This is a genomic window from Yoonia sp. I 8.24 (genome assembly GCF_022096995.1).
GTDB lineage: Bacteria > Pseudomonadota > Alphaproteobacteria > Rhodobacterales > Rhodobacteraceae > Yoonia.
Map to the genome: position 1 here is coordinate 14,438 of NZ_JACXGQ010000001.1, position 25,559 is coordinate 39,996.

30 protein-coding genes are annotated in these 25,559 nt (G+C 54.2%); 24 read left to right on the forward strand and 6 right to left on the reverse strand.

The features are described from left to right. The 9 genes from Yoon_RS00080 (at position 1) to Yoon_RS00120 (ending at position 6,238) form a co-directional block, all read left to right on the forward strand. Positions 1-210 carry a hypothetical protein gene (locus tag Yoon_RS00080; protein WP_238109080.1) on the forward strand — a complete coding sequence of 70 codons (210 nt, stop codon included), beginning with the start codon at positions 1-3 and terminating at the stop codon, positions 208-210. Positions 211-216: 6 nt separating this feature from the next. Continuing rightward, the gene (locus Yoon_RS00085) at positions 217-606 is read left to right on the forward strand and encodes a GPW/gp25 family protein (RefSeq protein ID WP_238109081.1); all 390 of its coding nucleotides are present in this window, start codon (positions 217-219) and stop codon (positions 604-606) included. Further along, positions 603-1,559, forward strand: coding sequence for a baseplate J/gp47 family protein (locus Yoon_RS00090; protein WP_238109082.1), 957 nt, complete (start codon positions 603-605; stop codon positions 1,557-1,559). Before Yoon_RS00085 ends, Yoon_RS00090 begins: the two co-directional genes overlap by 4 nt. Further along, positions 1,552-2,190: a phage tail protein I gene (locus Yoon_RS00095; protein WP_238109083.1), complete on the forward strand. Its 639-nt coding sequence runs from the start codon at positions 1,552-1,554 to the stop codon at positions 2,188-2,190. Before Yoon_RS00090 ends, Yoon_RS00095 begins: the two co-directional genes overlap by 8 nt. A gap of 2 nt (positions 2,191-2,192) precedes the next feature. Next, the gene (locus Yoon_RS00100; RefSeq protein WP_238109084.1) at positions 2,193-3,497 is read left to right on the forward strand and encodes a phage tail protein; all 1,305 of its coding nucleotides are present in this window, start codon (positions 2,193-2,195) and stop codon (positions 3,495-3,497) included. Then, positions 3,494-3,976: a hypothetical protein gene (locus Yoon_RS00105; RefSeq protein WP_238109085.1), complete on the forward strand. Its 483-nt coding sequence runs from the start codon at positions 3,494-3,496 to the stop codon at positions 3,974-3,976. Before Yoon_RS00100 ends, Yoon_RS00105 begins: the two co-directional genes overlap by 4 nt. A 95-nt stretch (positions 3,977-4,071) precedes the next feature. Beyond that, positions 4,072-5,250, forward strand: coding sequence for a phage tail sheath subtilisin-like domain-containing protein (locus tag Yoon_RS00110; RefSeq protein WP_238109096.1), 1,179 nt, complete (start codon positions 4,072-4,074; stop codon positions 5,248-5,250). Positions 5,251-5,340: 90 nt separating this feature from the next. Next, positions 5,341-5,850, forward strand: a complete 510-nt coding sequence (locus tag Yoon_RS00115; RefSeq protein WP_238109098.1) for a phage major tail tube protein — start codon at positions 5,341-5,343, stop codon at positions 5,848-5,850. 13 nt (positions 5,851-5,863) lie between these two features. Next, positions 5,864-6,238 carry a hypothetical protein gene (locus tag Yoon_RS00120; RefSeq protein ID WP_238109101.1) on the forward strand — a complete coding sequence of 125 codons (375 nt, stop codon included), beginning with the start codon at positions 5,864-5,866 and terminating at the stop codon, positions 6,236-6,238. Between the two features lie 151 nt (positions 6,239-6,389). On the opposite strand, the gene Yoon_RS00125 is transcribed toward Yoon_RS00120, so the two are convergent. Further along, positions 6,390-6,608 carry a hypothetical protein gene (locus tag Yoon_RS00125; protein WP_238109103.1) on the reverse strand — a complete coding sequence of 73 codons (219 nt, stop codon included), beginning with the start codon at positions 6,606-6,608 and terminating at the stop codon, positions 6,390-6,392. Between the two features lie 46 nt (positions 6,609-6,654). Between Yoon_RS00125 and Yoon_RS00130 the strand changes: the two genes are divergently transcribed. The 10 genes from Yoon_RS00130 (at position 6,655) to Yoon_RS00175 (ending at position 15,219) form a co-directional block, all read left to right on the forward strand. Beyond that, positions 6,655-9,366, forward strand: coding sequence for a phage tail tape measure protein (locus tag Yoon_RS00130; protein WP_238109105.1), 2,712 nt, complete (start codon positions 6,655-6,657; stop codon positions 9,364-9,366). Between the two features lie 15 nt (positions 9,367-9,381). Next, positions 9,382-9,804: a phage tail protein gene (locus Yoon_RS00135; RefSeq protein WP_238109107.1), complete on the forward strand. Its 423-nt coding sequence runs from the start codon at positions 9,382-9,384 to the stop codon at positions 9,802-9,804. Continuing rightward, positions 9,804-10,013: a tail protein X gene (locus Yoon_RS00140; RefSeq protein WP_238109109.1), complete on the forward strand. Its 210-nt coding sequence runs from the start codon at positions 9,804-9,806 to the stop codon at positions 10,011-10,013. Before Yoon_RS00135 ends, Yoon_RS00140 begins: the two co-directional genes overlap by 1 nt. Before the next feature lie 208 nt (positions 10,014-10,221). Next, complete coding sequence (locus tag Yoon_RS00145) at positions 10,222-11,529, forward strand: hypothetical protein (RefSeq protein WP_238109111.1); 1,308 nt, start codon at positions 10,222-10,224, stop codon at positions 11,527-11,529. A gap of 238 nt (positions 11,530-11,767) precedes the next feature. Beyond that, positions 11,768-12,760 (forward strand): phage late control D family protein, encoded by a 993-nt coding sequence (locus tag Yoon_RS00150; RefSeq protein WP_238109113.1) that lies wholly within the window; start codon positions 11,768-11,770, stop codon positions 12,758-12,760. Next, entirely contained in the window at positions 12,760-13,107 is a 348-nt protein-coding gene (locus Yoon_RS00155; protein WP_238109116.1) for a hypothetical protein, read from the forward strand. The genes Yoon_RS00150 and Yoon_RS00155 overlap by 1 nt, the downstream gene beginning before the upstream one ends. Next, the gene (locus tag Yoon_RS00160) at positions 13,107-13,445 is read left to right on the forward strand and encodes a hypothetical protein (protein WP_238109117.1); all 339 of its coding nucleotides are present in this window, start codon (positions 13,107-13,109) and stop codon (positions 13,443-13,445) included. The genes Yoon_RS00155 and Yoon_RS00160 overlap by 1 nt, the downstream gene beginning before the upstream one ends. A gap of 135 nt (positions 13,446-13,580) precedes the next feature. After that, a complete protein-coding gene (locus Yoon_RS00165) occupies positions 13,581-14,192 on the forward strand; it encodes an N-acetylmuramidase family protein (protein ID WP_238109118.1) in 612 nt (203 codons plus the stop codon). Then, entirely contained in the window at positions 14,189-14,635 is a 447-nt protein-coding gene (locus Yoon_RS00170; protein ID WP_238109119.1) for a hypothetical protein, read from the forward strand. The genes Yoon_RS00165 and Yoon_RS00170 overlap by 4 nt, the downstream gene beginning before the upstream one ends. A 158-nt stretch (positions 14,636-14,793) precedes the next feature. Then, positions 14,794-15,219 (forward strand): DNA adenine methylase, encoded by a 426-nt coding sequence (locus Yoon_RS00175; protein ID WP_370642061.1) that lies wholly within the window; start codon positions 14,794-14,796, stop codon positions 15,217-15,219. 190 nt (positions 15,220-15,409) lie between these two features. Here the strand turns inward: Yoon_RS00175 and Yoon_RS00180 are convergent, their stop codons facing one another. Together Yoon_RS00180 and Yoon_RS00185 are read right to left on the reverse strand one after the other, a co-directional pair. Then, entirely contained in the window at positions 15,410-15,796 is a 387-nt protein-coding gene (locus Yoon_RS00180) for a hypothetical protein (RefSeq protein ID WP_238109120.1), read from the reverse strand. Positions 15,797-15,822: 26 nt separating this feature from the next. After that, on the reverse strand, positions 15,823-16,284 hold the full coding sequence (locus Yoon_RS00185; RefSeq protein ID WP_238109121.1) for a hypothetical protein: 462 nt from the start codon (positions 16,282-16,284) through the stop codon (positions 15,823-15,825). Positions 16,285-16,551: 267 nt separating this feature from the next. Between Yoon_RS00185 and Yoon_RS00190 the strand changes: the two genes are divergently transcribed. Both Yoon_RS00190 and Yoon_RS00195 read left to right on the forward strand, forming a co-directional pair. Then, a complete protein-coding gene (locus Yoon_RS00190) occupies positions 16,552-16,713 on the forward strand; it encodes a hypothetical protein (RefSeq protein WP_238109122.1) in 162 nt (53 codons plus the stop codon). A 401-nt stretch (positions 16,714-17,114) separates the two neighbouring features. Beyond that, a complete protein-coding gene (locus tag Yoon_RS00195; RefSeq protein WP_238109123.1) occupies positions 17,115-17,795 on the forward strand; it encodes a Hint domain-containing protein in 681 nt (226 codons plus the stop codon). Here the strand turns inward: Yoon_RS00195 and Yoon_RS00200 are convergent. Both Yoon_RS00200 and Yoon_RS00205 read right to left on the reverse strand, forming a co-directional pair. Next, positions 17,773-18,345, reverse strand: a complete 573-nt coding sequence (locus tag Yoon_RS00200) for an NTP transferase domain-containing protein (protein ID WP_238109124.1) — start codon at positions 18,343-18,345, stop codon at positions 17,773-17,775. The two genes, Yoon_RS00195 and Yoon_RS00200, sit on opposite strands and share 23 nt — an antisense overlap. 25 nt (positions 18,346-18,370) lie before the next feature. Further along, positions 18,371-18,928 carry a YSC84-related protein gene (locus Yoon_RS00205; RefSeq protein WP_238109125.1) on the reverse strand — a complete coding sequence of 186 codons (558 nt, stop codon included), beginning with the start codon at positions 18,926-18,928 and terminating at the stop codon, positions 18,371-18,373. A gap of 205 nt (positions 18,929-19,133) precedes the next feature. Between Yoon_RS00205 and Yoon_RS00210 the strand changes: the two genes are divergently transcribed. Next, positions 19,134-20,405, forward strand: coding sequence for a Hint domain-containing protein (locus Yoon_RS00210; RefSeq protein WP_238109126.1), 1,272 nt, complete (start codon positions 19,134-19,136; stop codon positions 20,403-20,405). Here the strand turns inward: Yoon_RS00210 and hemB are convergent. Beyond that, on the reverse strand, positions 20,402-21,400 hold the full coding sequence (gene hemB, locus Yoon_RS00215) for a porphobilinogen synthase (RefSeq protein ID WP_238109128.1): 999 nt from the start codon (positions 21,398-21,400) through the stop codon (positions 20,402-20,404). The genes Yoon_RS00210 and hemB overlap by 4 nt on opposite strands. A 122-nt stretch (positions 21,401-21,522) precedes the next feature. Here hemB and Yoon_RS00220 point away from each other — a divergent pair, with 122 nt between their 5' ends. Both Yoon_RS00220 and mfd read left to right on the forward strand, forming a co-directional pair. After that, positions 21,523-22,047 carry a hypothetical protein gene (locus Yoon_RS00220; protein ID WP_238109129.1) on the forward strand — a complete coding sequence of 175 codons (525 nt, stop codon included), beginning with the start codon at positions 21,523-21,525 and terminating at the stop codon, positions 22,045-22,047. A gap of 39 nt (positions 22,048-22,086) precedes the next feature. After that, positions 22,087-25,536, forward strand: coding sequence for a transcription-repair coupling factor (mfd, locus tag Yoon_RS00225; RefSeq protein ID WP_238109131.1), 3,450 nt, complete (start codon positions 22,087-22,089; stop codon positions 25,534-25,536). The last annotated feature ends 23 nt before the right edge of the window (positions 25,537-25,559 follow it).

The following is a 25,559-nucleotide window of genomic DNA, read 5'->3' on the forward strand; positions in this document are numbered from 1 at the left end:
ATGGCCAAGGAACTTGTTGAATACGACGTCACGCACACGCGCTTTATCGGCGGTCAGCACCGGGTTGCAGGCGAAGTGGTGCGCATGACACAGGCACAAGCGAAATACTACCTCGCGCCCAACGGCGAAGGGCTGGCCGTCAAAGCATTGGAAACCAAAACCGTTTCAAAGAAAACGAACGACAAGCCAGCTAAAGCCGATCAGGGCTGATCTGTCGTGGATCTTAATCACCACACTGGTGCTGTGATTTCTGGTTGGTCACATGTCGTGCAAAGTATTGAAACCATTTTGGCGACCCGCGTGAACACGCGCGTGTTCATGCGTCAATTTGGGTCTGATGTGCCTGCGATGGTAGATATGCCGATGAACGACGCCAACATCATGGCGCTCTATGTGTCGGTGGCTGAGGCAATTGATACCTGGGAGCCCCGATTTGCGCTGACTGATGTAACGATATCGGCTGACGCTGATGGCGTGTTGACGTTGAACCTAACCGGCAATCACCTGCCCAACGCACATCTTGGCGATGCAACCATCGTTGATGACGGAACACAGGTCGTTCGTGTGCAAACCACCGGCGTAGATAATTGGAGCCTTACAGCATGAGCCGATTTGCGGATCTTGATCTATCAGCTTTGCCGGACCTGTCGTCGGTTGGCGTCTTAGACTTTGACGCGATCCTAGAGGCGCGGCTTGTCGAGTTGGAAGCCCAGCTTGCCGAAGTCATGAGCGCAACCGAGGTCTCTGAGGTTATGGGGTTGGCGCGCAATATTGCGGCAAGCCCAACGCGCTATCTCAATGAGGCGGCGGCGGCGCGCGAACTTTACATGTCGAACCAGATCAATGTCGCGATCCGTTCTGTGTTCTTATCGACGGCACGCGGGTCTGACCTTGATCAAATCGGCGCGAACCGGGGTGTTGTGCGCAAGAGTGTCGATGAGAGCGACCCTGATAACATTGTTCTTGAGGATGATGAGACGTTTCGGGCGCGGATCCAGCTTGTGATGGAATCCTATTCGCCGCATGGCACGCAAGGGTCTTATGTCTATTGGGCGCTGGATGCTGACGACCGGGTTTTGGACGTCGTGGTTTACGGGCCGAATGATGCTGTTGTGCCTGCTATTTTGCCTGCACAGCCTAAAATGGTTGTCTTGAACCGTGAGGGGGATGGCACTGCACCTGCAGAGTTGCTGGAAACGGTGTTTGGTCATTGCACGGCTGACACGCGTCGCCCGGTTGCAGATTTGCTTGAGGTGGTATCGGCGCAACCGATCCCATATGAAATCACGGCAACGCTTTACGTTGGCAGTGCCTCTTCGATTGACGGTGTTGCGGCCGCCGCCGAAGTGACAGCAGCCGCTTTTGTGGAAAGCCGCAGGACAATTGGGCGTAAGCTTTACCGCACGTCTCTGGCGGCCGCATTAAGTGTCGATGGTGTCGTGGATGTTGTGATTGCGTCACCTGCCGCTGACATCGATGTTGGCCCGTTTGAAGCGCCGCATTGTACCAATATTGCGTTGAGCGTTGAGGTGGTTGCTGGGGGCTGGCGGAATGTTTGATCGTGCAGACAGCTTGCTGCCAAAATCCGCCACTGATCTGGCGCGTGCGCTTGATGTGTTAGAAGAGCGGCTGTTTGCGCTGCCTGTTGAGATGATCACGAAAGATGTTGATCAGGTTGCTCCAGAGCTATTGGAGCATTTGGCTTGGGAGTATTCCGTCGATAGCTGGGGGGCAGGGCTGTCGGAAGATCTTAAACGTCGGATCGTGACTGTGTCCGAAGAGGTTCACCGGTATAAGGGGACGCCATACGGCATTCAGGTTGCTTTGGCGGTTTTTGGTTTTGAGGTCGAAATCCTAGAGTGGTTTGATCCTGACGGTAGCGGCGTTCGCGGCACCTTTAGCGTGAGTGTTTTTGTAACTGATCCGATTGACGTCGACAGTAATTTTGAATTCGGGCCTTCGCTTATTGAATCGGTCGGCAGCGTCTTAGCAACCGTCGCTCCAATCTCGCGCGGTTGGTCGCTGAACATCGGTTGGGCGGCGGGTGCTGCATGTTACGCGGGCGTGTTTCAAAACACGGCCATCTTGGCGAGCGCGTCAGCAGTCATTCCACCACCACCTGAAATCACTTTGTTGGCGGGACCTGTCTTGCTGCCGACAACACACATCAATGTCGAAACAAGGATCTAGTTATGGCATCATATGCAATGCTGACCAATGTCGGTCGCAACAAAGAGGCCGCAGCGCTGGCGAACGGTACCGCGCTTGCGATCTCCGCTTTGGCGTGGGGTGACGGTGACCGAATTCCGGGCGGAGGTGAAACCGCGCTTGAAAGTGAGACCGGGCGCAAAGCAGTCACGCGGCGTGGGTTGACCGATGGATCGCCCGATACGGCGTTCTTTGAAGTGCTTCTTGCCGAGAGTGAAGGGCCCTATGTGATCCGTGAGGCGGGGCTGTTTGACGATGATGGGGATATGATTGCGATTGCCCGGTATGATCCTGCGGTCAACAAGCCGCTGGATACTGTCAGTGCAATCTTGCGCATCAATGTGCTGTTTTCCGACTTGGAAAACTTGGTTATTCAGATTGATAACGCGACGACATATGTACCGGGCGAGCGCGAAATTACAGCGGGAGACGGGTTAACTGGCGGCGGTGATCTCTCCGAGGATCGCACTCTTGCAGTTACGTTTGCGACTGAGGCCGAAGCACTTGCGGGGGCGTCCAGCGTCAAGGTGATGTCGCCCGCGCTGGTCGAAGCAGTCGTCTCTCAGGCTATCGCAAATCTTGTGAATGGCGCTCCGGGTGCTTTGGACACGCTAAACGAGATTGCAACTGAGTTAGCAGGCAACGACAGTGCTATTTCTGGAATTCTTACATCCTTAGCATCTAAGCTTCCGGGAGTTGATCTTGCAACGAATGGCGGGACATCGATTGGTGTCAGCGATGATGGGCTGTCTGTCATTGCACGCCCGCTGGCGCAGACTGGAAGCATTATCGAATACAGCGGCGATATTGACGATCCTGCTCTGGAAGGCGGATTTTACCGGGTCACGGGGGCCGCAACCGGCGATAAGCCGACAGGCGCGTTTAATATGATTATGTTCCGTCGCGCGGGTGGTGATCAGCTGTCGCAACTGATGGTGTCAGGGCAAGTCATGTGGCGGTCGTATTCCGGGGGCTGGGGTGACTGGCGCGAGCTTGCTGCCACCGACGACTTGCATGAACCACCGCTTGGTGCTGGGCAGACGTGGCAAGATATGACGGCGTCACGTGCGGATGGTGTTGTTTATCAGAACACCACTGGACGCACTATTGGCGTCTATACTTACCGCGACAATTCCAACTCAAGCGCGAGTGCAAAAGTGTCCGCGGACAACATCACCTGGCATCATATCGGGGCGGGCTCCTACGGGGGCGAAAGCTTTATCGTCCCTGATGGCTATTACTACAAAGACGACAATGCTCCGACGCATTGGATGGAGTTGAGAGCATGAATGAACGCGGATTTTATCACCTCACGCGCGGCTACTGGCAGGCAACCGGGGAAGTGCCTTCGCATATCCTTGCGAGCTACCCTGAAGGGACTGTCGAAGTGCCCTCTAAGCCGGGGTCAGATTACGAGTTCGATGGCGAGGATTGGGTCTTTGTTGTGCCTGACGCGGACGCTGCATTGTCGGACCTTCGCGAAGCGACAACAATCACGCGCCGTGCCTTGTGCATGGCCTGCCGCGATATTGGCTTGTTCACGAATGAAGACGCCATCGCAGCTGCGCGCGGCGAGTGGCCTGCGCTGTTGATGGCCGCACTGGATGGTTTGACTGATAACCAAAAGGCTGATGCGCAAATGGAATGGAGTGACGTGACAACAGTGCGCCGTATGTCGCCCTTGATACTACTGCTGCAATGGCACCTTGATTACACAGACGCACAGGTTGACGCACTGTTTGGCATTGCGGCTGTGGCCGATCCGTAACGCGCGGCGACTAACCACCCTCACAATCACGACGCCCAGCGTCATTTACCACCCGGCCATCGTGCCGGGTTTTGTTTTGCCCAAAGGAGACACCTATGGCTGATCTAAGTTATCATCACGGCACACGCTTGTCGGAATCAAACGAAACACCCGTTTTGGTGCAGGTTGCGCAAACGGCTGTCGTTGGACTGTTGGGGACCGCACCTGATGCGGACGCAGATTTATTCCCGCTAAACACGCCCGTGTTGTTGAAGGGCACGCCAACTGATGCTGCCGGTATTGGGGATACGGGCACACTGAAGGACGCGATTGACGATGTGTTTGACCAAGTTGGCGCATATACTGTCGTCGTTCGCGTTGAAGAAGGCGCAGACCTTGCGGCAACGATGTCCAACCTTGTTGGTGATGCGACAGCGCGCACAGGTGTGCACGCGCTTTTGAAATCCGAACCGATGCTGGGTATCAAGCCGCGTCTAATTGCGGCTCCGGGCTTCACATCGGGTGATGGCGTCACGGCAAACCCGGTTGTTGCAGAATTGGTTGGCGTCTTGGATCAACTGGGGTCTGTCGCCTTTGTTGACGGCCCTGACACGGATGATGCGACGGCCATTCTTTATCGCCAGTTGATTAATTCACAGCGCGTCTATGTCGTCGATCCAAAGGTTTTGGTGTGGGACACGGATACAAGCGCATATGTCGCGCGGCCTGCCTCGGCGCGTTTTGCGGGTGTGCAAGCGCGTGTCGATAAAGAGTTGGGCTTTTGGCATTCACTTTCGAACAAAGCGATCAATGGCATCGGTGGCGTGACGCGACCTGTGACCTACGGTGCGCATTCCAACTACCTCAACGAAAACCATGTGGGCACGATTATCAACACAGGCGAAGGGTTCATCACTTGGGGCAACCGTGGGGCCACGGGGGATGATCTTTGGGTGTTTCTTGCGGTGCGCCGCACGGCTGACTTCATCAACGAAGCCATCGAAAAGGCTTATCTGGAGTTTGTGGATAAACCGTTCTCAGCGGCGAATGTGAAGCTGATGATTGAATCAGGCAATGCGGCGATGCGGACGTTTATTGCTGAGGGTGCGATTATCGGTGGCAAGGTTTGGTTGGATCAAGATTTGAACGAACCAATCCAACTGGCGTCGGGCCGCATTACGTTGTCGCTCGACTTTGAACCGCCTGCGCCGATGGAAGACATCCGCTTCATCGCGCACCGCAATATTGAATACTATCTGGAACTGACCGCGCAGGCGCTTCAAGCCTCAGCGTAAAGTTCAGCCCATTCCCATACACGATGCAGGTGCGCTGGTCGCGCATCTACAATGCAGCCATGGCATCATGGCCTATTCTGGAGACTTAATATGAAATCCACCCCATCATATATCTTACGCAACTGCGCCTTTTGGGCGGATAACGACGTAAAGGTCGGGCAAACGTCTGAAATTGAAGTGCCGTTTCCGAAAGAAAAAACAGACAAAATCCGTAATGCGGGCATGATCAAAGAGCGCACGCTCTCAATGGGTTATGAGCTTGACGATCTTGAATTTACAATGTCGGCATTGGATCCTTCGGTACTTAAACTGATGCTGGGTAAGCCGGGCAGTGAGCATCCGTATATGGCCACAGGCGCTTTGGTCGATGAAGATGGCACAACCCATACTGCGACGCTGTATATTCGTGGCCGGTTGATCGATCTAGGCAATTCGACGTGGAAGCCCGGCGAGAAGGCTGAGTTGAAATGCAAAGTTGCAACCCACTATCTGAAGCTTGAAGTGGATGGATCGGAAGTGTTTGAGATCGATGACTTCGATTTCTCAGTCGGTGGCGTGTCGCAGACTGGCGACATCCGCTCTGCACTGTTGCTGAACTAAGGGGGTGCGAAATATGGATTTACCAATTGTCGTTCCGCTGACCCGCCCCATTAAACTGGCAGATCAAACCATTGATGCGTTGTCATTTGATGAACCTGATCTGGATGCGCAGATCGCCTATGCGGAACTAGAAGCCTCGCTTCCTGAACCAGCGAAGGTTGAACAGCCCGACGGGTCAATTGCGGAAGTTCACACAGCGATCACTGCGGCCAAGGTCAATCGGTTTTGGCTTGCGCGTTTGGCAGGGGTTTCTGAACAGGTGGTCGGCAAGGTGAAGGATTCAGACCTTGCAGCGGTTAACGCTGCGGCTGAGGTCGTCATGGGCATCGCGACGGATAAGGGCGAAGGCGCTGGTGGCGCGCCGGGAAACGCAATCCCGGCAAAGTAGCACAAGACCTGCGCTTTGCCGCTGGCATCGTGTCGTCGGTGTTATCGACGCCACTGCCGCAAGTCTTGGCGATGAAGATGTCAGCGTTCAACAAGTGGCATGAGGTCGCCCAGAGGGTGCTGGATGCCACGCGTTTGAAGTTCGAGTAGTTTTAGTCGTCAGACATAGGTTGCTGAAATGCATTCAGCGTGTCCCGGTTGCGCATGTGATCGGGGCCGCTTTGATGGGTCGCTGTGCGGTACAGCGCGTAGATCAGCAGCGCAAAAGCGCCAGCGCCCCACATGCCGCCTGCATACACGCCAATCATGGCCGTCGCAGTAAGCGCCAAGCCAATCATGAAAACGGCAAAAATCATCGCAAAAATATCCATGCCTTTAACCTAGGCATTTTCTATTCAATTTCAAGGTGTGTAGCCCATGGCAGATAAGCGGATCACAACGGAACTGGTCGTCAAGGCGGTCGATCAATATTCGGGTATGATCCGGAATATGTCGGGTGTTACTGGTCGGTTTGCGTCCAACGTGCGATCTGAAATGGGGCGATTGCAGAACTTACGCGGGCCGCTGCGTTTGATTGAAGATTTCCGGCGTCAACAGCAGGTTGTGCGTGCCTCTGGCGAAACGCTCAATGCTGCACGTGAACGTGTACGCCAGTTGCAGCACGCCATCACCACAACACGTAATCCGACGGCCCGGATGCGCCGTGAGTTTGAACGCGCGCGCACGGCAGCGGCACGGCTGGAGGAAAAGCACGCGCAACACCGACGCACGCTTGGTGGCTTGCAAGGTCAGATGCGGTCTGCGGGTGTGAACACTGCTGATTTGGCTGGCGAACAGCGCCGCCTCACCACGGCGTTGGGTGCAGCGAACACCGCGTTTGCGCGCCAAGCTGAGCGGATGCAACGCCTCAAGGTGATGCAGGACCGCATTACGGCGGGTCGCGCGCAGATGGATCGTGCTTTGGCGCGTTCGGCGAACCTGAGCTTTGTCGGCAATGCGTCAATGGCAACGGGGCGGCGCATGCTTTCGGGGCTTGCCGCACCCGTCATGCAGGCTGTCGAGTTTGAAAGTGCGATGTCAGATGTGCGCAAAGTGGTCGACTTTGAGAGCCCTGCGGCGTTCCGAGCGATGTCTGATGATATTATGGAGTTGTCCACTCGGATCCCAATTGCAGCAACGGGTCTTGCAGAGATTGTTGCAGCGGGTGGTCAGTCGGGCATTGCGCAAGATGACTTGGCGCGATTTGCAGAAATGGCGGCAAAGATTGGCGTCGCATTTGATATTTCTGCGGGGCAGTCTGGCGAGGCCATGGCGAGCATTAAGACCGCAATGGCGCTCGATTTAGATCAAACGGGGTCGTTGTTTGATGCAATGAATCATCTGTCGAATAATTCTGCGGCTCGCGCGGATCAAACGTTGCAATTCTTGAACAGGGCAGGCGCTGACGGCGCTAACTTTGGTTTTGACAGCAATGAGACGCTGGCCATTGGTGCGGCGATGATCGCAGCGGGTGCGGGTGCCGATACGGCGGCGACATCGTTTCGTAACATGGGCCGCGCGTTGGTCCGTGGGGAAGGGGCGACGGACCGCCAAAGCGCGGCCATGACCCGTCTTGGGCTGAACTCTGCGGACGTCGCGCGCGCGATGCAGGAAGATGCGGTGGGCACCACAATGGATGTCATGCAGCGTTTGAATGAACTGCCTGATCACTTGCGTGCAACGGTGATGTCGGATCTGTTCGGCGATGAGGCGCGCGAGCTGACAAAGCTGATGAACAACATGCAGCTGATGCCTGACATGCTGGCGCTCGTCGCAGATGAAACCCAATACCTCGGCAGCGCTGAGGCTGAATATGCTGAGCGTTCGCGCACGACTGCGAACAACATGCAGCTTCTACGCAACCAGACGACGCGGTTGGGTGTAAGCATTGGTGAAGTTGTTTTGCCACCGTTGAATGACTTGCTGGCAAAGTCGCAGGTGTTCATCGACAAGATGGTGACCTGGACGAAGGAACACCCAAAGCTGACGAAATGGCTTGTCATCAGTGGTGTTGCTCTTGGCGGCATGGCAATCGCTGGCGGCGCAATGTTGACCGCCGCTGCTGGACTGATTGGCACATTGGCGGTTCTTCGGTTTGGGCTTGTTGGATTGGGTGCGCGCGCCATCTTCGCAGGTGGCGGGCTTGCAAATGTGGTCGGCCGTTTTGGTATGCTCAGGCGCTTGCCACGTTTTCGGCTGTCAAGTTTAGTCGCGCCCCTGCGTTGGACTGCGCGGCTCATTCCAGCCATCGGCTGGTCAGCAATGGCTGGTCGGCTTGGGCGATTTGGTATGAATGCGAGCGGGTGGGGGCGTCTCATCACGCCGCTGCGTTGGTTTGGCCGTGGTGCGCTGCGTCTCATTCCGGTGATTGGTTGGGCCGTGATGGCCGCAGAAATCGGTATGTTCGCTTGGCGTCATCTTGGGCTGAGCGAATTGCCGTGGCGCGACTACCTCAATACGGCGATTGAATGGAAAGATTGGTTCTTTAATTTTGAATGGGTGAACCTTCTGCCGACGTGGGATTGGACGGCGATTATTCCATTGTTCAACATGGCAGAGCGCTTGTTCTTTGATGAGGCACCAAGCAGTCTGTCGTCGAACCCGGCAGAGGTGGCTGCATCGATCCGTCGTGGTACGTCATTGGCTTATGGGCAGCAAGTGACGCCAACCGCTGGTGCGCGCGCGACCGGTGGGCCTGTACAGGGTGGGTTGCCGTATCTGGTGAACGAGAACACGTCCCATTCTGAAATCATGGTGCCGTCGCAATCTGGTGCGGTATTGAATGTGTCGCAAGCACAAGCAGCATTGCGCGGGTCTGTTCTGGGTCGCCAACCGGCTCAACGTGGCGCACAGCGTATCCGGTCGGCGGGCTTGGCTGCGTTGGCCACCTCTGCATTGGTCGGGGCACCTGCCGCGCTTGCAGCGGGTGGTGCGCCTTCTGCGAAGCCTGCGACCACCCATGTTGAGATAGGCAGTATCAGTATCGTGGCACCCTCTGGTGTGTCGGACCCTGAAGGATTGGTTGACCTAATAGAGGCGCGCGTAGGTGAGCGGTTGTCGGCAACGATTGCAGCAAGCTTTTCTGATTAACGAAAGGGGCACGTGATGTCTGGACCAGTCACAATGGCGCTTGGGCCTTTTATGTTTCGATCACATGGGTTTGGGTACACAGATGTAAGCCGTAAGTTGGATACGACGTGGGCTGAAATTGAAACTGCGGGGCGTTTGAACGCGCTGCAGTGGACCGGGGCTCGCTCTGAAACCATCACGATTACCGGTGTTTTATTCCCTGCAGAATGGGGGGGCACAAGCACGCTCGAAGGCGTGCGCTTGGCGGCAAGGAACGGCATTCCGCTGATGCTGGTGTCACTCGGGGGTAAGGTGTTCGGAAGCCACGCCATCCAGAAAGTGGATGAGGACCGGACCTATCATGACCGTCACGGGGCTCCGGGCCGCAATGCTTATACGATTGAGGTGAAGCGCATGAGTTCTGGGTTTTCTTTATTGTCGTTGTTGGGGGCAATCTGATGGCGGCCATTCATATTACATCGATGCATGACGCTTTGGATCTCATCTGTGCGCGTCATTACGGACAGCAGGCAGGTGCGGTTGAACGCGTGCTTGAGGCAAACCCCGACCTTGCCGAGGTCGCGCATCGTTTGCCCGCAGGGCTGAAAATAACTTTGCCGGATATCGTGGATAGCGCGGGTCAGCAAACGGTGAAGCTGTGGGATTGAGGAGGAGGTTTGGATAAGGAGGATGATTAATGTTCGCACATGCAGCGAAAGTCTGCAAAGAACCCAAACTTCCAAGTTTCTGCTTTGCCGCGAAGGTCCGCTATTTGTGCCGTCAAACATAGGAATAGCTGTTAATGTTCGCTGACCTGCTTGACTAACCCTTCAGTCATCAGTCACTTTTGATTTTAGATATTTGTGGTGGATTTTGATGACAGACGGTTTTTTCTCGATAGATGATAGTTTTGTTCCGCCAGAACCTTTCGATCGGGCGATTGCAAACTTAAACATCCGCTGCCGTAGTAATTCTCTTGAAGACGGACTGAACCTCGATGTTGATGCCAGCTTCGGTACAGACGATGTGAGGATCGAACTAAGTGACGGAACTGTTCTTGAAGCCTCTTGTGAGATTAGCGAAGCAATTGTAGTCGTTAAGACTTTTAATTGCGATCTTTCGGAAGGGGAAGGAAAGCCGGATGGCGTCGGTTTCACGTACAACCAAAAATTTCACGGTCAACGTGAAACCTCTCAAATCTCGCAAAGCAAGGCAGTGGGTGGTCTAAGTGCTTCAACGCCAAATGAGGTAGCTGACGCCAGCGCCAGCATCTCGGCCGCAAGAGAAGCAAGCAAATCCAGTACAGATGCCTACGAGGTAACTGGGGAAAGGTCGTTTGAGCAAGTTCAAATCGGTATTGATCAAATAAGGTTTCATCCGAACCCCGATTGTTCTCCTCTGGTTGGATCGCTCTTAGATGCAAAGGATTGTTTTAGAGTTCTTCCGCCTAAAAACGACAAGCCGTTTGGTATCCTTGCAGAGTTGCAGGTCTCAAAAGGCTGGATGAAGCTCAAGAATCCGAGACCGATATCAGCAACGGACAAATTTAAATCGGCTTGGGACAAGGCATTTAACGGAACAGACCCAATAGACGAATTTCATAGACGAGCGTTTCATTTGCTTCTGGAACACTTGGTAAGTCTAGGTCTTCAAGCTAACGCCGATAGGAAATATGCGACGCTTGCAGCAAGAGCTATGCGGGTCGAAAAATTAAGTAGTGAAGACATCGAAAAAAGACAGATCGGACTAGCAGAGAGACAACTGACACTTCCGGTTGCTACTGTTGAATCTGTGTTGTTTGAACCACGAGAACGTGTGGAAGATATTCTCATTGAAGCGGGAATTACTGACCTGAGTGAATTGGGTGCGTTGAGCAGCTCGATGATTTTTCTTCCAAACGAAGGTGACAAGAACGCGAGATTGGTTGATCTAACGGCGTTCTTATGCCGGAGCTATGGGGTTAGCATCGTTAGAAACACAGATACCGAAGGTGGGCAGCGCGATGCACCGAGGATATTTGCACCGGCAAACTTCGCGAGGAGCTTTCTTCTTGCTCCGGAATCATCTCGCCGGGATGGGTGCAACGAAATTGAGTTCACGGTGGTACGTGACGGGCTATTTATCACTTTCAAAAAGGACGGTAACGCGTTGACTGAGGTTACAAAGCGGGGAGTTTTTCGGTGAAGCAACAGCGGTAGTTGTGTCCATTTCAGTCCACTAGCCTATGGTTCATTTTGGGGTGGAAAATTTTTAACTGACCAAAAGCGGACTTTAGCGCAGCCGCAGCGAAGGGCAGCTCTGTCCGCTTAGTAGACCCACAATAACGTAAGTTTAGCAACATACCGTCAATATCCGCAATGCACACGTGGCATTGCGCTCAATGCGTGTGGCTACCCCAAACCCATAATCTCAGGTGAGCATCATGCATCCTCAAATCTATGTCGATATCGACGGCATTCCTGTGTCTGGCATATTCTTTGATCGCCTTGTCGGTCTGAACATTGTTGATCGCGAGGGCATCCAGGCGGACACTTTGGAGCTTGTGTTCAACGATGCCGATCCGCATTTCGCCAGCCCGCGCCGTGGTGCGGTCGCAAACGTGACGATCTTGTCTGGTAGCGGGGCAGGGTTCGTTGGTTCCTATGTCATCGACCGCGTTGATCATAGCTGCCTGCCTTACACGATCACCGTTGGCGGGCATTCTGCGGATCTACGATCCAATATGAAAACCAATAGGTCACGCCATTGGGATGATCTGTCGGTCTCGGAGATCGTCACCCAAATTGCCGGAGAATACGGGTTGGAACCCAAGATCGCAGCGGAAGTCTCTGGGCACGTCTATGCGTGGATTGGCCAGCAAGATGAATCCGATTTGAATTTCTTGGGGCGGCTCGCGAAACGCCATGGTGCGCTGTTCACTATCAAAAACGGTGCCTTGCTGTGGTTAGAGCGCGGGGCAGGCAAGACGGCTGATGGCACGGCTGCTCCGCCTGCAATCATTGTCCCAACGGAAATCATTTTGGGAAGCTGTCGTGTGTCTGAAAATGACGTTGATCGTTATGGCGTCGTGAAGGCGCATTACTATGACCGCACCGGCGCCAAACGTCATGAGGTCACTGTGGTTGGTGACGCTGACGCCGAAGGCGAACACGTCATTCGCGATCCATTTAGCTCTGAGGCTGAGGCGCTCACCGCAGCGCAGGCATATGCGCGCGAAATGCTGCGCGGGTTGGTCAAAACATCATGCGCAATTGTTGGGCGTCCCGGTCTCATGGCGGGGCAGCCCATCACTTATATCGGCGTGCGGCCGGGCGTGGATGGCACAGTCTTCCTCGCAGAAATGGTCAAACACTCATTCACAAAATCTGGCGGTCTTCGAACATCGTTTGAAGCCAAATTAAAGGTATCGGAATAATGCAAAACCATCATCTCTCTGAAACCCGCCTCATCGGCTTTTGGAACGTCTTCGTGCTTTTACTGTTGGGTCCAGTTATTGCGCTGGTCTACGCGCTATACGCCTTTGGGTATTGGCTCAGTGATACCAAGTTGGGGTTTCTTGTCTATCCGTATTCGATTGCCTTTGCCGTCGTGAACACGGCGCATAATTGGACAGTCTGCACGGTCTTGTTTCGGGAGTTCCCGCGCGAGTTCTTCACAACAACCCGGCTCAAGCGCCACAAGTCATCGCCTGACCCGTGGCGACGTGAACAAGCCGACATGCTGGGTGGCTTCCTTAACTCTCAAGATGGTGGACACTACTGATGGCCGCGCAAGATCCAAACCTATTCTCTGAGGTGTTTAACCAGCGTGCGGGCATCCTCGCATTCTTTGGCGCATTGGGTGGATCCGTACGTGCGGTGACGCTCAAGACGACGTGGCGCGAAGGTTTGCGCGTCATGTTCGTTGGTGGGGCTGTTGCCTTTGGTGTTGGCGTGCTTGGACCGACCGTTCTCAAGCCTTGGATTGGGGATCTTCCCGATGATGCCTCAAGCCTCATTGGAACGCTCACGGCTGTCGCCTTTCTGACAGGTCTGCTCGCTGTGACAATCGTTGAACGATTCATCTCGGGAGAGGAAACCCCTGATGATCAGAAAACCTAAAACGACCAAAAACGCAGACGACCTTCGGACATTGGTGCCGGGGGTCGTGATCGCCTTTCTGATCTTGGTGATTTCCTCTTGGGGGGATGACCGACAGGCAAACTTAAACACCACAACATCTAACGAGGTGCCACGATGACAATCTGGAAAGGGGCCGCAAAGCGGCTTGATGATATCGATCTGCCACGTATCGGGGCAACGATTGGTGTCGGTGAAGACGAAATCCATGCGGTGCTGGATGTCGAAGCCGCAGGCTCTGGGTTCGACAGTAAAGGCCGTCTAAAAGCACTGTTCGAGCCACACATCTTTTACCGCCAGTTGGGCGAGGGGCCAAAGCGCGACGCTGCTGTCGTGCAGGGATTGGCGTATCGTCGGTGGGGAGAAAAGCGCTATCCGCGCGACAGTTACGCACGTATCGCGGCTGCCATGGCCATCGACCGCGATGTAGCTCTGCGGTCAACGTCATGGGGCCTGCCGCAGATGATGGGGTTCAATGCAGGGCTAGCTGGCTATGCCAGTGCCGAAGCGATGGTGACTGCATTTGCCTCTGACGAAGAGGCGCAGCTGGCAGGCATGGTGATGTTTATCGTCAATGCTGGCCTTGATGACGAGTTGCGATCACATGACTGGCGCGGCTTTGCGCGGGGTTACAACGGCCCCGGTTATACCCGGCATGGGTATCACACAAAGCTCGAGGCGGCATTCAAGAAGTGGGCGCGCATCCGTGACACGCCGTATCAGACATGAACCGCTTGTCACTGGTACTCACGGGCGGTGTGGCTGTGGGGGCTACGTTCGTTGCAGGGCAGGTGCTGGGCGACCTGCGTGGCTATGCGCGCGGGCAGGGTGAATACGCGGTCGCCTTTGCGCAGGCCGAAGCTGCAAACGCAGATGAGCAAAAGGCCCTGATGCGGGCCGTTGAAAGGGTGGCTGAAAATGCCGAACGTGAACGCACAAACATGCAAGCGCGGCTTACTGCTGCTGACGATAGCGTTGAGCGGTTGCGCCAAGCCATACGTGACGCCAACGCCCGTGCAGACCCCAGCGCCCCCGGCGAGCTTGATGCGGCCCGTGCCCGATCCCTCCTTGCCGAATGCACAAGCAAATATCGAGACATGGCACACCGCGCTGACAAGCTCCGCGCCACTGTCTTAGGGCTGCAGGAGTATGTGCGCACCGTGACGCGGTAGCAGAATTAACCAACCCATTATTGAGAACGCCACATCCGCCCTTGGGCGGGGGTGGCCAGTTACGACCACCACGCAGCCTGATTTGAGCCTAGCTGCGTACAGAATATGCCGCCCGACTCTCGCGAGAGTGCGGCCCTGATATTCTGGAAACTACAACTATGACAATGACTAAAGTTTCTGCTGCTGCACCTGTAGCTGCATGGCTTGGGGGCAAGAAGGCCCTCAATCAAAAGATCATCGAAGTGATCGATGCAATCCCACATCAAACCTATGTTGAGCCATTCGTGGGCATGGGTGGTGTATTTCTGCGCCGTCAATGGCGACCGCGCCTTGAGGTCATGAACGATCTGAACGGCGAAATCACAAACCTGTTTCGGATCCTACAGCGCCATTATCCGCAGTTCATGGAGGTGATGCGGTTTCAGATTGCGTCGCGGCGCGAGTTTGAGCGGTTGCGCAATTGCGATCCAAGCACGTTGACGGATCTGGAGCGCGCAGCGCGGTTTCTGTTTTTGCAGCGTTTGGCGGGCAGGTGGGTGGCGTCTTTGGTGTGTCCAAGGACACGTCGCCACGGTTCACTCTAGCGTGTTGGTCGCCCGGCGCGATCGATGTTTCGACAGCGGGATTGCCAACATAGATCACCTTGGAAATGGGTTTATTGTCCGGCGAGTTTTACTTGCCGTTTGTGCCGTACCCTAGGATTCGACACTAATCAGTATATTGCCGTACTTAGCGTCACGATATTGGACTTTGATGTACAGGCACTTCCAGCCATTACACAGCAAAACACTCAGCCAGCGCTTCCCCTGCCTGTTTAAGGGAATCCCAAAGCCCTTCACCGTCTTGATCTTCGCCTACTGTGTAAATAATGGCTTCGGTCGCCTGTGTAGTCCCGTACAATAGTTGATCATTGACTTCAAAAAGTACCTCTTGAATATCCGCTGGACTAGGCGCGGGGTCGAAGCATTCAGGTGCCTCCTCTAAAGCCACATCCTGTCCCGCCTCCATACAATCAGCTAGGCGTTCTATGTATTCTTCCTGTTCTTTCAGCGTATCACCAGCAAAGTTGTAGGCTCTGTCAGCGCCTTCAGAATAAGCTTGCCAAAGTTGTGCACCTGTCTTCGTGTCAATCATTTCCAACCTGATCATCAATTTTGGCATTTGTCTGATACTCCCTTGTCAGATTTTTATTCAATTATGCAATCTAGTGCGAGGCCATCATGTTCAGATGTGCTGGTTATGGTCAATGTTCCGTCACCCCAGCTCGTTGTAAAATTAAGCGTGTATGGGTACGCTGGATCGTCTACGACGTCTTCGAATTGCGGTGTGGAATTGGGATCCGTGGTGTACGCTACCTGGTAGTATGGTCGATTTCCCATATCAAACACTTGCGGCGGAACGACAATACGTACAGCAAATGCAACGGTCCCATCAGTCCAACCACTATTGATATCAAGGTTCCCGGCAGCTAAAAACGCACCGTTAACAGTGTATACCATTTCTTGGGCAGTGACGAGAGTATCGCCAGGGTAAGTCTCGAAGCTACCTTGCGTAGGTTGTGCATTGGTGCCTGTTGCTGCGGCCCATGCATTCCAACTGACGCCCATAACATTGTTAATCCATTGCATTTGATAAGTGTTTTGTTTCATAAGATTACCTATAAGTGTTATAAAGTTTTTAATGACATAACATTAAAACTACCGGAAATGAGATATTTTTCGCGTGTCGCCCCAAGTACTCGTTTTAGTCACTTTCCTTTCGAAAGCGTCGGGACTTTTCCAGCCCAGTGCTGAGTGGCGGTGACGTGGATTGTAGAATCTGGACTGGGATGACGTGCTGGCCCGCTATGATAGCCCGACTGCGCTGTTCTATCTTGATCCGCCGTATCGGGCGGTGAAGAGGACTATGGCAAGGGCATGTTTGACCGAGATCAGTTTGCGCTGATCGCTAAGGCGCTTGGTGCGATCGAGAGGGTGTTCGTGCTGTCGATCAACGACCGACCCGAAGTGCGCGATCTGTTTAGGGACGGTTGCTTCGCAGCTACGCTCGTATGTGCGAACGGCAGCAATGGGCCGTGAATGACGATCAAAGCCGGGTTAGCCGTGGTTGTTTCATCACACAATTGTGATATAGACCGTTTTAGCCAACGGTTGTCGTCGGGTTTGCTATCACTCATTCCGAATAATTTACGAATAGATTTAATACTTAGTTTAATTTTAGCTACTTAAGTTGCTCTCCATCGGCACCAGTATCAACTTCTTAAACCTTCCGCGTTATACCAATATGGGCAAGAGCCCGGCCGCACTGTGGCGCAAAACAGGTCAAATATTGCTCAAATTGAGGTAATTGTGCGTAATGCCTAGCCTTTTGATATGTTTTGCGGCAACTCATATTGATAACGCGCTCGGCGCGGTGATATCAGATTTTAACTTCGTTCGGGTTTTGAATGGATTTGATGATTAGTACTCAGGACGTTTAAATGACGATGCCAAATCACGAAGGTGCACTGCGAAATGGGCCATCCGCCCAGCAGTTACCAAAGCAGTCGAACAAGATTGTGCCGTGCTTTACCCCTGGTACAGCCATTGCTACCCCGCGCGGTGAAGTCTTGGTTGAAGACCTGAAGGTTGGCGCGCGCGTCTTGACCCGTGACAACGGCATTCAGCACATCAGCTGGGTCGGTCACAAAAACGCCACCGCCGAAGATCTGACAATCACACAAACCATCCGCCCCATCTTTATCAAAGCAGGGGCTTTGGGCCGCGGCCTGCCTGAACGTGATATGCAGGTATCACCTTTCCACCGGATGCTGATCGTTTCTGAATTGGCGCAGATGTATTTTGAACAAAACGAAGTACTGGTCTACGCGAAAGATCTGCTCAAGTTAAAAGGCGTTGGTGTCGCACCGATCCAAAACGTCAAATACATCCACTTTATGTGCGAACATCACGAAATTGTCCTTTCAAACGGATCATGGACAGAGACATTTCAACCCGGCGACCATTCCCTGCAAGGTGTAGATGGCCCGCAGCGCGAAGAACTGTTTCGGCTCTTTCCCCAGCTCGCGACGATGGAAGGGCGCAAAAATTACCGCGCCGCGCGCAAGACGTTGCAGAAAAAAGAAACCAAGCTTTTGGTTACTGAGATGCCCGCCAACTAGCCCAATCTGCGGGCGTGTCGAGGTCCAGTAGAGCCTGATCACCAATGGGGACCAAGTGGACGCGATCGCCGTGTGCGGCGACAATCTGCGCCGCACCTGTATCGCCTGTTAATAGCGCAAACTGTGGGCGCAATGACCCGTTGAAAATGATCGGATGTCCCGGCTTATTGGTCTGCGTTGCACCGCGCCAGATCAACGCATCGGGATGTCCGCTGCGGGCCCGCAACAACGCATCCATATCTTGCGTTTGTATGTCGGCAAGATCCGCCAGCACGACCATAAAAGCATCCGCATCTGGCAGCGCTGCGACACCCGCGCGCAGGCTTGCGCTCATTCCTTCGGCGGCGTTTGGGACTGCGACGATGTGCACATTGAGATCGCCAATCGCCTGTGCGCGCGGATGGTCAAGGGCGGGCAGGGTGACAAATACCTGCTGCCCAGTCGCAAGCGCACGCAATACCTGCGTGCGGATCAACGTGTGGCCTTCAACAGTCTCAAGAAGCTTGTCACGCCCGCCCATGCGCGTCGATTTGCCCGCAGCAAGGATCAAGATTGGGCAGCACGCGTGCATAACCCTAAGGGATAATTCGCGTATATTTTGTGCCTTCAAGTGTGGCGCCAAGGCGCAAACCAGTTTGCCCGAACACCACAGCAATCACAGGAGAAAGCGATGTCGTCGTCTCTGCGCGCAACATTTCGCTTTGATCACTAATAGCATATTCGATATCGGCACCGGCGGCCCATCCCGGCGATTGGCGGAACTCCATCAATGCTTCTTGGGTCATGAAAAACAGCACGTGGCTGTATTGCTGCGCGCCAATTTGTAAACCAGCACTGCCCGAGGCCGCAGCGTAGTAATCAACGGTCGATTCACCGATGCGCAACGCACCGCGTCCAAATGATCCGCCAAGCCCAAGCCCGACTTCTGTGATTAGCGGCATGACCAACATCCCGTTTGCACGGCTCGCAAGGTCGCTGACGCCGGGGTAGGATGCGTAAAGTGCGTTCAATGTCGTGTCGACGCGCGCATCAATGGTGCTTGCGCCAGCGCCGCCAATGCCATTGCTACAAGCGCCCAGAGTTGACGTTGCCAACGCGCCGAGCGCAAAACTACGCCGTGAAATGAAATCCATTTGATCCACCTTATTTTACCTGTTTTGAGACGTTTGTCCGTCTCTTATGCGAGGAACTATAGATGAACGGTGGAACACTGTCACCATTTGGTTTTATGAGGAAAAAGATCGACAAACACCCAAACCTTGTCGCGTTACAAATTCGTTGCTATACACGCTAGGGAGCAAAGCTAAATCAATATTAACTATTAAGGCGACGCGCACGATGGCTCTCAATCCCGGAGACCTCTTGTTTGTCGGCTGGGACGCCGACAACGAAGATATTGCATTTATTGCAACCACGGATATTGCCGCTGGCGAGGTGATCTATTTTACCGACGATGAACGTGATGCCTCGGGGTTTTTTGGTTCCGAACAACTGATGGAATGGACGGTTCCAGCAGGTGGTATATCGGCAGGAACCGTCGTGACAATCGACATGGACCCCGTTGCCGATACAGTCACTTTTGATGCGGGTGGTACTGTCGACTATATCAAAGGTGGCTACCAAATCGCGACGGCAAACGAAATGTTTTGGGCGTTTCAGGGTACGCGCGTTGGGGACGACGTAACCGCAACAAATTATATCGCCGTGATTGCCAACGAGGCCGATGGCAGTGACACGCAGACACCAAATCTAACCGGCACCGGTTTGACGACCAGTAACGGCGCGTTGATCATCGATGGTGACGAAGACATTATGGAATGGACGGGCGACGCCAGTTTGCCTGATCCTGTCCAGCAAAGTGACTTGATCGATTCGATCATGGACACGAACAACTGGACTACCGCTGATGGCACTGGAAATCAGAACCCGGGCGGCGGCTTCGATATCGATGATCAAAGCGTTGTCTGTTTCGCGCTTGGCACAAAGATTACGATGCCAAATGGCGCGACAAAGATCGAAGATCTTCGTATCGGTGATTTGGTGACGACCGCGTCGGGGGCGGATACACCGATTGAGTGGATCGGGCACATCCACATTCCCGCTGACCGATTGGCGCAAAACCCCAAACTACGCCCCATTCGTATTACAGCCGGTGCACTTGGGCATGGATTGCCAAAACGCGACTTGCTTGTGTCGCGTCAGCACCGCATTTTGGTGTCGTCCAAAATTTCTGAGCGCATGTTTGGTGTGTCAGAGGTTCTTGTCGCAGCCATCCGGCTTGTTGGAATTCCGGGCATCTATATTGACAAAACGGTCACGGAAATCAGGTATTTCCACATTCTATGCACCGAACATGTTGTCCTTTTTGCCGAAGGTGCGCCCGCAGAAAGCCTTTTGCTTGGCGAGCAGGCGCGCGTTGCGCTGCCTGCTGCAGCTGTTGAAGAGCTTACAACGCTTTTTCCACACCAAATGCAGCGCGGATATATCGCGCGCAGCGCATTAAGAATGACATCCGCACCAAGACAAAACACGCTGGTGGCGCGGCATCGCAAAAATCAAAAACCACTTTTGCAAAGTTTTGCGGGAAACCCGAAAAATACCCTACATTAATGTGCCAACAACTTTGCGGCACGTGGCGCGAAATAGGTCAAAACGCCATCACAGCCCGCGCGCTTGAAAGCCAATAGGCTTTCCATCATGACCGCATCGCCATCAAGCCAACCGTTTTGCGCCGCCGCCTGCAACATCGCGTATTCGCCACTTACTTGATAGGCGAATGTCGGCACGCCAAACCCATCTTTGACGCGGCGGCAAATATCCAAATAGGGCATGCCGGGTTTGACCATGACCATATCCGCGCCCTCGGACAGATCGCGTTCCACAAGGCGCAGCGCCTCATCTGAATTTCCCGGGTCCATTTGATAGGTTTTCTTATCACCAGTGAGCGCCGATGACGCCCCAACCGCGTCCCGAAACGGCCCATAAAACGCAGAAGCGTATTTGGCCGTATAGCTTAGGATTGCGACATCCTGATACCCTGCGGCTTCAAGCCCCGCACGGATCGCGCCAATCCGCCCATCCATCATATCAGACGGCCCCAGAATATCGGCCCCGGCTTCCGCTTGCGCCAGCGCCATTTTCACGAGCGCCTCAACCGTGCGGTCATTCACGATTTCGCCATTTTCGACAAACCCGTCGTGGCCGTTGATATTGTAAGGATCAAGCGCGATATCGGTCATCACAGCGATTTCTGGCGCCGCGGATTTGATCGCGCGAATGGCCTGATTTGTCAGGTTATTTGGGTCCCACGCCATGGCGCAATCTTCAGTACGGGCGTCCATCCCGGTGTACGGAAAAATGCACATCGCGCGAATGCCAAGCGCTTGCGCCTCGACTGCTGCCTTGGCGATCCGGTCAACGGTTTTGCGCGTCACACCGGGCATAGAAGCGATCGGCGTTTCCGCATCGACACCATCCATCACAAACACCGGCCAGATCAAGTCATCCACGCTCAGTGAATTCTGCCGTGTGAGCGCACGGAGACTGGCAGATTTACGATTGCGCCGCAGCCGGGTGGCCGGAAAAGATGCGATAGTAGGTTTCATGACATGCCTTCATATTTTACTTAAGTCTTGGTCGCACGGATTTTTGCGCTTCACAAGTCTGGGCATCCGGGAAACAGGTCGTTAAGTTGGCAAGCGAGCGCAAAGAGAATTGGGGCAGTGCTTTGGATCTAAACGATGTTTTTTCGCGGATACTCAGCTTTCGGACGTTTTCGAACCTTTGGTATTGGCTGGCTGTTTGTACCTCATGGATGATCGCCTGCTATTGGGTTGTGGGCGTACCGCTTGATATGATCCACCGGGCCCGGCGGCATGGCGGACAAGCGGCGCAAGATCTCGAAATGCTGGTTGCGGTGAACGTCCGACGTTTGCAGATGTTCACACAGTGGGATCGGATCGCATCCGTCGGTTTCGCCACATTTATCCTAACGTCAGTCACGGTGTCTGCGTTTTTCTATGAGTTTGAAGTCGCCAAGGGTTTGTTTTTCATTCTCGTTCCCATCACAATTGCCATGTTGGTAAATATTTGTGCAGCGGCACATTTGAACGACGCACCGCGCGAAGGCGGCGCGCTTGTCAAATATTTGATACTTGTCCGGCTCTGGATACAGGTGGTGGCGATGGTCGCAATTTTTATCTCTGTCATCTATGGCATGTTCTTTAACCTGACGCAGCCATTCGGGTACTAGGCGGTTGACACGCCGTGCGGGCAGGGTAGGTCATCGGCCATGGTAAACAACACGCATATCACCGTATCCGGCGCGCCCGAAGGGCATGACGCGCAGCTGATTTTGGCCGAATTGTCCAAGGGTGCGCCCGTTGTGCATATCGCGCGTGACGACAAACGACTTGCTGCAATGCAAGCCGCGCTCGCGTTTTTTGCGCCAGATATCCCGGTATTCACCTTCCCCGCCTGGGACTGTTTGCCTTACGACCGGGCGTCGCCAAACCCCAATGTTTCTGCGGCGCGAATGGCCACGCTTGCGGCGCTGACCCATGGGATGCCTGAAAAATTCATCTTACTCACCTCGCTTGCCGCCGCAACGCAACGTGTGCCCGCGCGCAGTATCCTGCGCGAGGCAGCATTTCAGGCCACCGTTGGGCAACGTATGGACGAAGCTGCTTTGCGCAACTTCTTAGTGCGCATGGGATTTACCCAAAGCCCGACAGTAATGGAACCCGGCGATTACGCGGTGCGCGGTGGGATTATCGACATCTACGCACCGGGGCATGCGGGGCCTGTGCGGCTTGATCTTTTTGGTGATGTTTTGGACGGGGCGCGCCGCTTTGATCCGGCGACCCAACGCACAACCGAAAAACTGACCGAGATCGAATTGGCACCTGTGTCCGAGGTGATCTTGGACGAGGCGGCGATCACCCGGTTTCGTCAAAATTATAGGATCGAATTTGGCGCAGCTGGCACGGATGATCCGCTCTACGAGGCGGTGAGCGCAGGGCGCAAACACGCAGGTATCGAGCATTGGCTTGGCTTTTTCCAAAAAGACCTAGAAACCTTATTCGACTATTTACCACGGGCGACCGTTACGCTGGATGACCAGATGGGCCCGATGCGCTTAGCCCGGTGGGAGAGCGTCGCCGACCAATATGGCACGCGGATGCATGCGCTGACCCAAAAGGGCCGTATGGACAGCGTCTATAAACCAGCGCCACCCGCATTACTTTATCTTGATGATGCCGCGTGGGATGCAGCAATAGCGGATCACCGCGTATTGCAGTTTTCGGCGTTAAAACAGGCCACTGGCATGGGCGTCATTGATGCAGGCGCCCGCATCGGCCGCAACTTCGCGCCGGAACGGCAGCAAGAAGATGTTAATCTTTTCAGCGCCCTCGCCAGCCATGTGAAGGTGCGCACGCAAGAAGGGCCCGTTATCATTGCCTCTTATTCTGAAGGGGCGCGTGAACGGCTGGAAGGGCTGATCGCAGACGAAGGCATTCCAGAAACTGTATTGGTCAAAGATTTCAGCCGCGTTGGCAAGTCGGGCGTTCATCTAGCCGTTTGGCCGCTTGATCACGGGTTCGAAGCACCCGGCCTGACAGTGATTTCTGAGCAAGATGTTCTCGGCGATCGCCTGATCCGCCAAACCAAACGCAAACGCCGCGCCGAGAATTTCTTGTCAGAGGCCAATAGCCTCACCCACGGTGATCTCGTGGTGCATGTCGATCACGGCGTGGGGCGTTTCAAAGGCATGGAAGTGGTCAGCGCATTGGGTGCGGCCCATGAATGCCTGCTGATCGAATATGCAGAAGACTCAAAGCTATATCTCCCCGTCGAAAACATCGAACTGCTGTCAAAATACGGGCATGACACCGGGCTGCTGGATAAGCTGGGTGGCGGCGCATGGCAGGCGAAAAAGGCCAAGCTGAAAGAGCGTATTCGCCAGATTGCCGAGCGGCTGATCCGCGTGGCGGCCGAACGTGAATTGCGCACTGCGCCCGCGATGGACCCGCCAGAGGGGCTTTGGGATCAGTTTTTGGCGCGGTTCCCTTACGTGGAAACCGATGATCAATTGGCCGCCATTGCTGATGTGCTCGAAGATTTGGCCGCGGGGAAACCGATGGACCGCCTGATTTGCGGTGACGTCGGTTTCGGCAAGACCGAAGTTGCCATTCGCGCGGCCTTTGTCGCGGCGCTTGCGGGTATTCAGGTCGCCATCATTGCCCCCACCACATTGCTTGCGCGCCAGCATTACAAAAGCTTTGCAGAGCGTTTTCGTGGCTTTCCTGTCAATGTGCGGCCGCTGTCGCGTTTTGTTTCGGCCAAGGATGCCGCATTGACCCGTGATGGGATCACCAAAGGCACGGTGGATATCGTCGTTGGGACCCATGCGCTATTAGCCAAAGGTGTGCGGTTTAAGAACCTTGGTATGCTTGTCATTGATGAAGAACAAAAATTTGGTGTGCAGCATAAAGAACGCCTGAAACAGTTGCGGACAGATGTGCATGTGTTGACGCTGACTGCGACGCCGATCCCACGCACCTTACAGCTGTCATTGTCGGGTGTGCGCGACCTGTCTATCATTGGCACGCCGCCGATCGACCGTTTGGCGATCCGCACCTATGTTAGCGAATTCGACAGCGTGACAATCCGCGAAGCCTTGCTGCGTGAACATTACCGGGGTGGGCAATCGTTTATCGTGGTGCCACGCATTGCCGATATGCCCGAGATGGAAGAGTTTCTGAAAACACAAATGCCCGAGATCAGCTATATCACCGCCACCGGTCAGATGGCCGCAGGTGAGCTAGATGACCGGATGAACGCGTTTTACGACGGCAAATATGACGTGCTTTTGGCGACGACGATTGTTGAATCCGGCCTTGATATCCCGACGGCCAACACGATGATCGTCTGGCGGTCTGATATGTTTGGCCTGTCGCAGCTCTATCAAATTCGAGGACGCGTTGGCCGTTCAAAAACCCGCGCTTATGCTTACCTGACGACTAAACCGCGTCAAAAACTGACCGATACGGCACAAAAACGTCTGCGCGTTTTGGGGTCAATTGATAGCCTTGGCGCGGGCTTTACCCTGGCCAGTCAAGATCTGGACATTCGCGGCGCAGGGAACCTGTTGGGCGAAGAACAATCAGGCCAAATGCGCGAAGTTGGGTATGAGTTGTATCAACAGATGCTTGAAGATCAGATCGCTGCGATCAAATCGGGTGACGCAGAGGGCATCATCGACGACGGACAATGGGCACCGCAGATTAACCTTGGCGTGCCGGTATTGATCCCCGAAGACTATGTGCCCGATTTGGATGTGCGTTTGGGCCTTTACCGCCGTCTGTCCGAGCTGGCAACGAAGGTCGAGCTTGAAGGTTTTGCCGCTGAAATGATCGACCGTTTTGGCAAATTGCCGCGTGAGGTCAATACGTTGATGTTGGTGGTGCGGATTAAGGCGATGTGCAAACGCGCTGGGATCGCGAAATTGGATGCAGGGCCGAAAGGGGCCACGATTCAATTCCACAACGATAAATTCGCCTCTCCGCAGGGGTTGGTCGAATTTGTGCATGCCCAAAACGGGCAGGCGAAGGTCAAAGAAAACAAGATTGTTGTGTTGCAGGATTGGTCCAAAGAGCGCGATAAAATTCAAGGCGCGTTTAATATTGCCCGCGCCTTGGCACAAAAACTGGCCGATGAGAAAAAGAAAAAGGCCGGGTAAACCCGGCCTGATTTTTTGAGTAT

Bases quoted from the DNA above. Each gene is read 5' to 3' on its own strand.
- Yoon_RS00115 (WP_238109098.1), top strand. From the start codon at position 5,341: ATGAAATCCACCCCATCATATATCTTACGCAACTGCGCCTTTTGGGCG.
- Yoon_RS00165 (WP_238109118.1), top strand. From the start codon at position 13,581: ATGACAATCTGGAAAGGGGCCGCAAAGCGGCTTGATGATATCGATCTG.
- Yoon_RS00090 (WP_238109082.1), top strand. From the start codon at position 603: ATGAGCCGATTTGCGGATCTTGATCTATCAGCTTTGCCGGACCTGTCG.
- mfd (WP_238109131.1), top strand. From the start codon at position 22,087: ATGGTAAACAACACGCATATCACCGTATCCGGCGCGCCCGAAGGGCAT.
- Yoon_RS00170 (WP_238109119.1), top strand. From the start codon at position 14,189: ATGAACCGCTTGTCACTGGTACTCACGGGCGGTGTGGCTGTGGGGGCT.
- Yoon_RS00145 (WP_238109111.1), top strand. From the start codon at position 10,222: ATGACAGACGGTTTTTTCTCGATAGATGATAGTTTTGTTCCGCCAGAA.
- Yoon_RS00100 (WP_238109084.1), top strand. From the start codon at position 2,193: ATGGCATCATATGCAATGCTGACCAATGTCGGTCGCAACAAAGAGGCC.
- Yoon_RS00125 (WP_238109103.1), bottom strand. From the start codon at position 6,608: ATGGATATTTTTGCGATGATTTTTGCCGTTTTCATGATTGGCTTGGCG.
- Yoon_RS00135 (WP_238109107.1), top strand. From the start codon at position 9,382: ATGTCTGGACCAGTCACAATGGCGCTTGGGCCTTTTATGTTTCGATCA.
- Yoon_RS00150 (WP_238109113.1), top strand. From the start codon at position 11,768: ATGCATCCTCAAATCTATGTCGATATCGACGGCATTCCTGTGTCTGGC.
- Yoon_RS00105 (WP_238109085.1), top strand. From the start codon at position 3,494: ATGAATGAACGCGGATTTTATCACCTCACGCGCGGCTACTGGCAGGCA.
- Yoon_RS00110 (WP_238109096.1), top strand. From the start codon at position 4,072: ATGGCTGATCTAAGTTATCATCACGGCACACGCTTGTCGGAATCAAAC.
- Yoon_RS00195 (WP_238109123.1), top strand. From the start codon at position 17,115: ATGACGATGCCAAATCACGAAGGTGCACTGCGAAATGGGCCATCCGCC.
- Yoon_RS00180 (WP_238109120.1), bottom strand. From the start codon at position 15,796: ATGCCAAAATTGATGATCAGGTTGGAAATGATTGACACGAAGACAGGT.
- Yoon_RS00205 (WP_238109125.1), bottom strand. From the start codon at position 18,928: ATGGATTTCATTTCACGGCGTAGTTTTGCGCTCGGCGCGTTGGCAACG.
- Yoon_RS00155 (WP_238109116.1), top strand. From the start codon at position 12,760: ATGCAAAACCATCATCTCTCTGAAACCCGCCTCATCGGCTTTTGGAAC.
- Yoon_RS00210 (WP_238109126.1), top strand. From the start codon at position 19,134: ATGGCTCTCAATCCCGGAGACCTCTTGTTTGTCGGCTGGGACGCCGAC.
- Yoon_RS00130 (WP_238109105.1), top strand. From the start codon at position 6,655: ATGGCAGATAAGCGGATCACAACGGAACTGGTCGTCAAGGCGGTCGAT.
- Yoon_RS00185 (WP_238109121.1), bottom strand. From the start codon at position 16,284: ATGAAACAAAACACTTATCAAATGCAATGGATTAACAATGTTATGGGC.
- Yoon_RS00140 (WP_238109109.1), top strand. From the start codon at position 9,804: ATGGCGGCCATTCATATTACATCGATGCATGACGCTTTGGATCTCATC.
- hemB (WP_238109128.1), bottom strand. From the start codon at position 21,400: ATGAAACCTACTATCGCATCTTTTCCGGCCACCCGGCTGCGGCGCAAT.
- Yoon_RS00160 (WP_238109117.1), top strand. From the start codon at position 13,107: ATGGCCGCGCAAGATCCAAACCTATTCTCTGAGGTGTTTAACCAGCGT.
- Yoon_RS00120 (WP_238109101.1), top strand. From the start codon at position 5,864: ATGGATTTACCAATTGTCGTTCCGCTGACCCGCCCCATTAAACTGGCA.
- Yoon_RS00175 (WP_370642061.1), top strand. From the start codon at position 14,794: ATGACAATGACTAAAGTTTCTGCTGCTGCACCTGTAGCTGCATGGCTT.
- Yoon_RS00080 (WP_238109080.1), top strand. From the start codon at position 1: ATGGCCAAGGAACTTGTTGAATACGACGTCACGCACACGCGCTTTATC.
- Yoon_RS00095 (WP_238109083.1), top strand. From the start codon at position 1,552: ATGTTTGATCGTGCAGACAGCTTGCTGCCAAAATCCGCCACTGATCTG.
- Yoon_RS00190 (WP_238109122.1), top strand. From the start codon at position 16,552: ATGTTTGACCGAGATCAGTTTGCGCTGATCGCTAAGGCGCTTGGTGCG.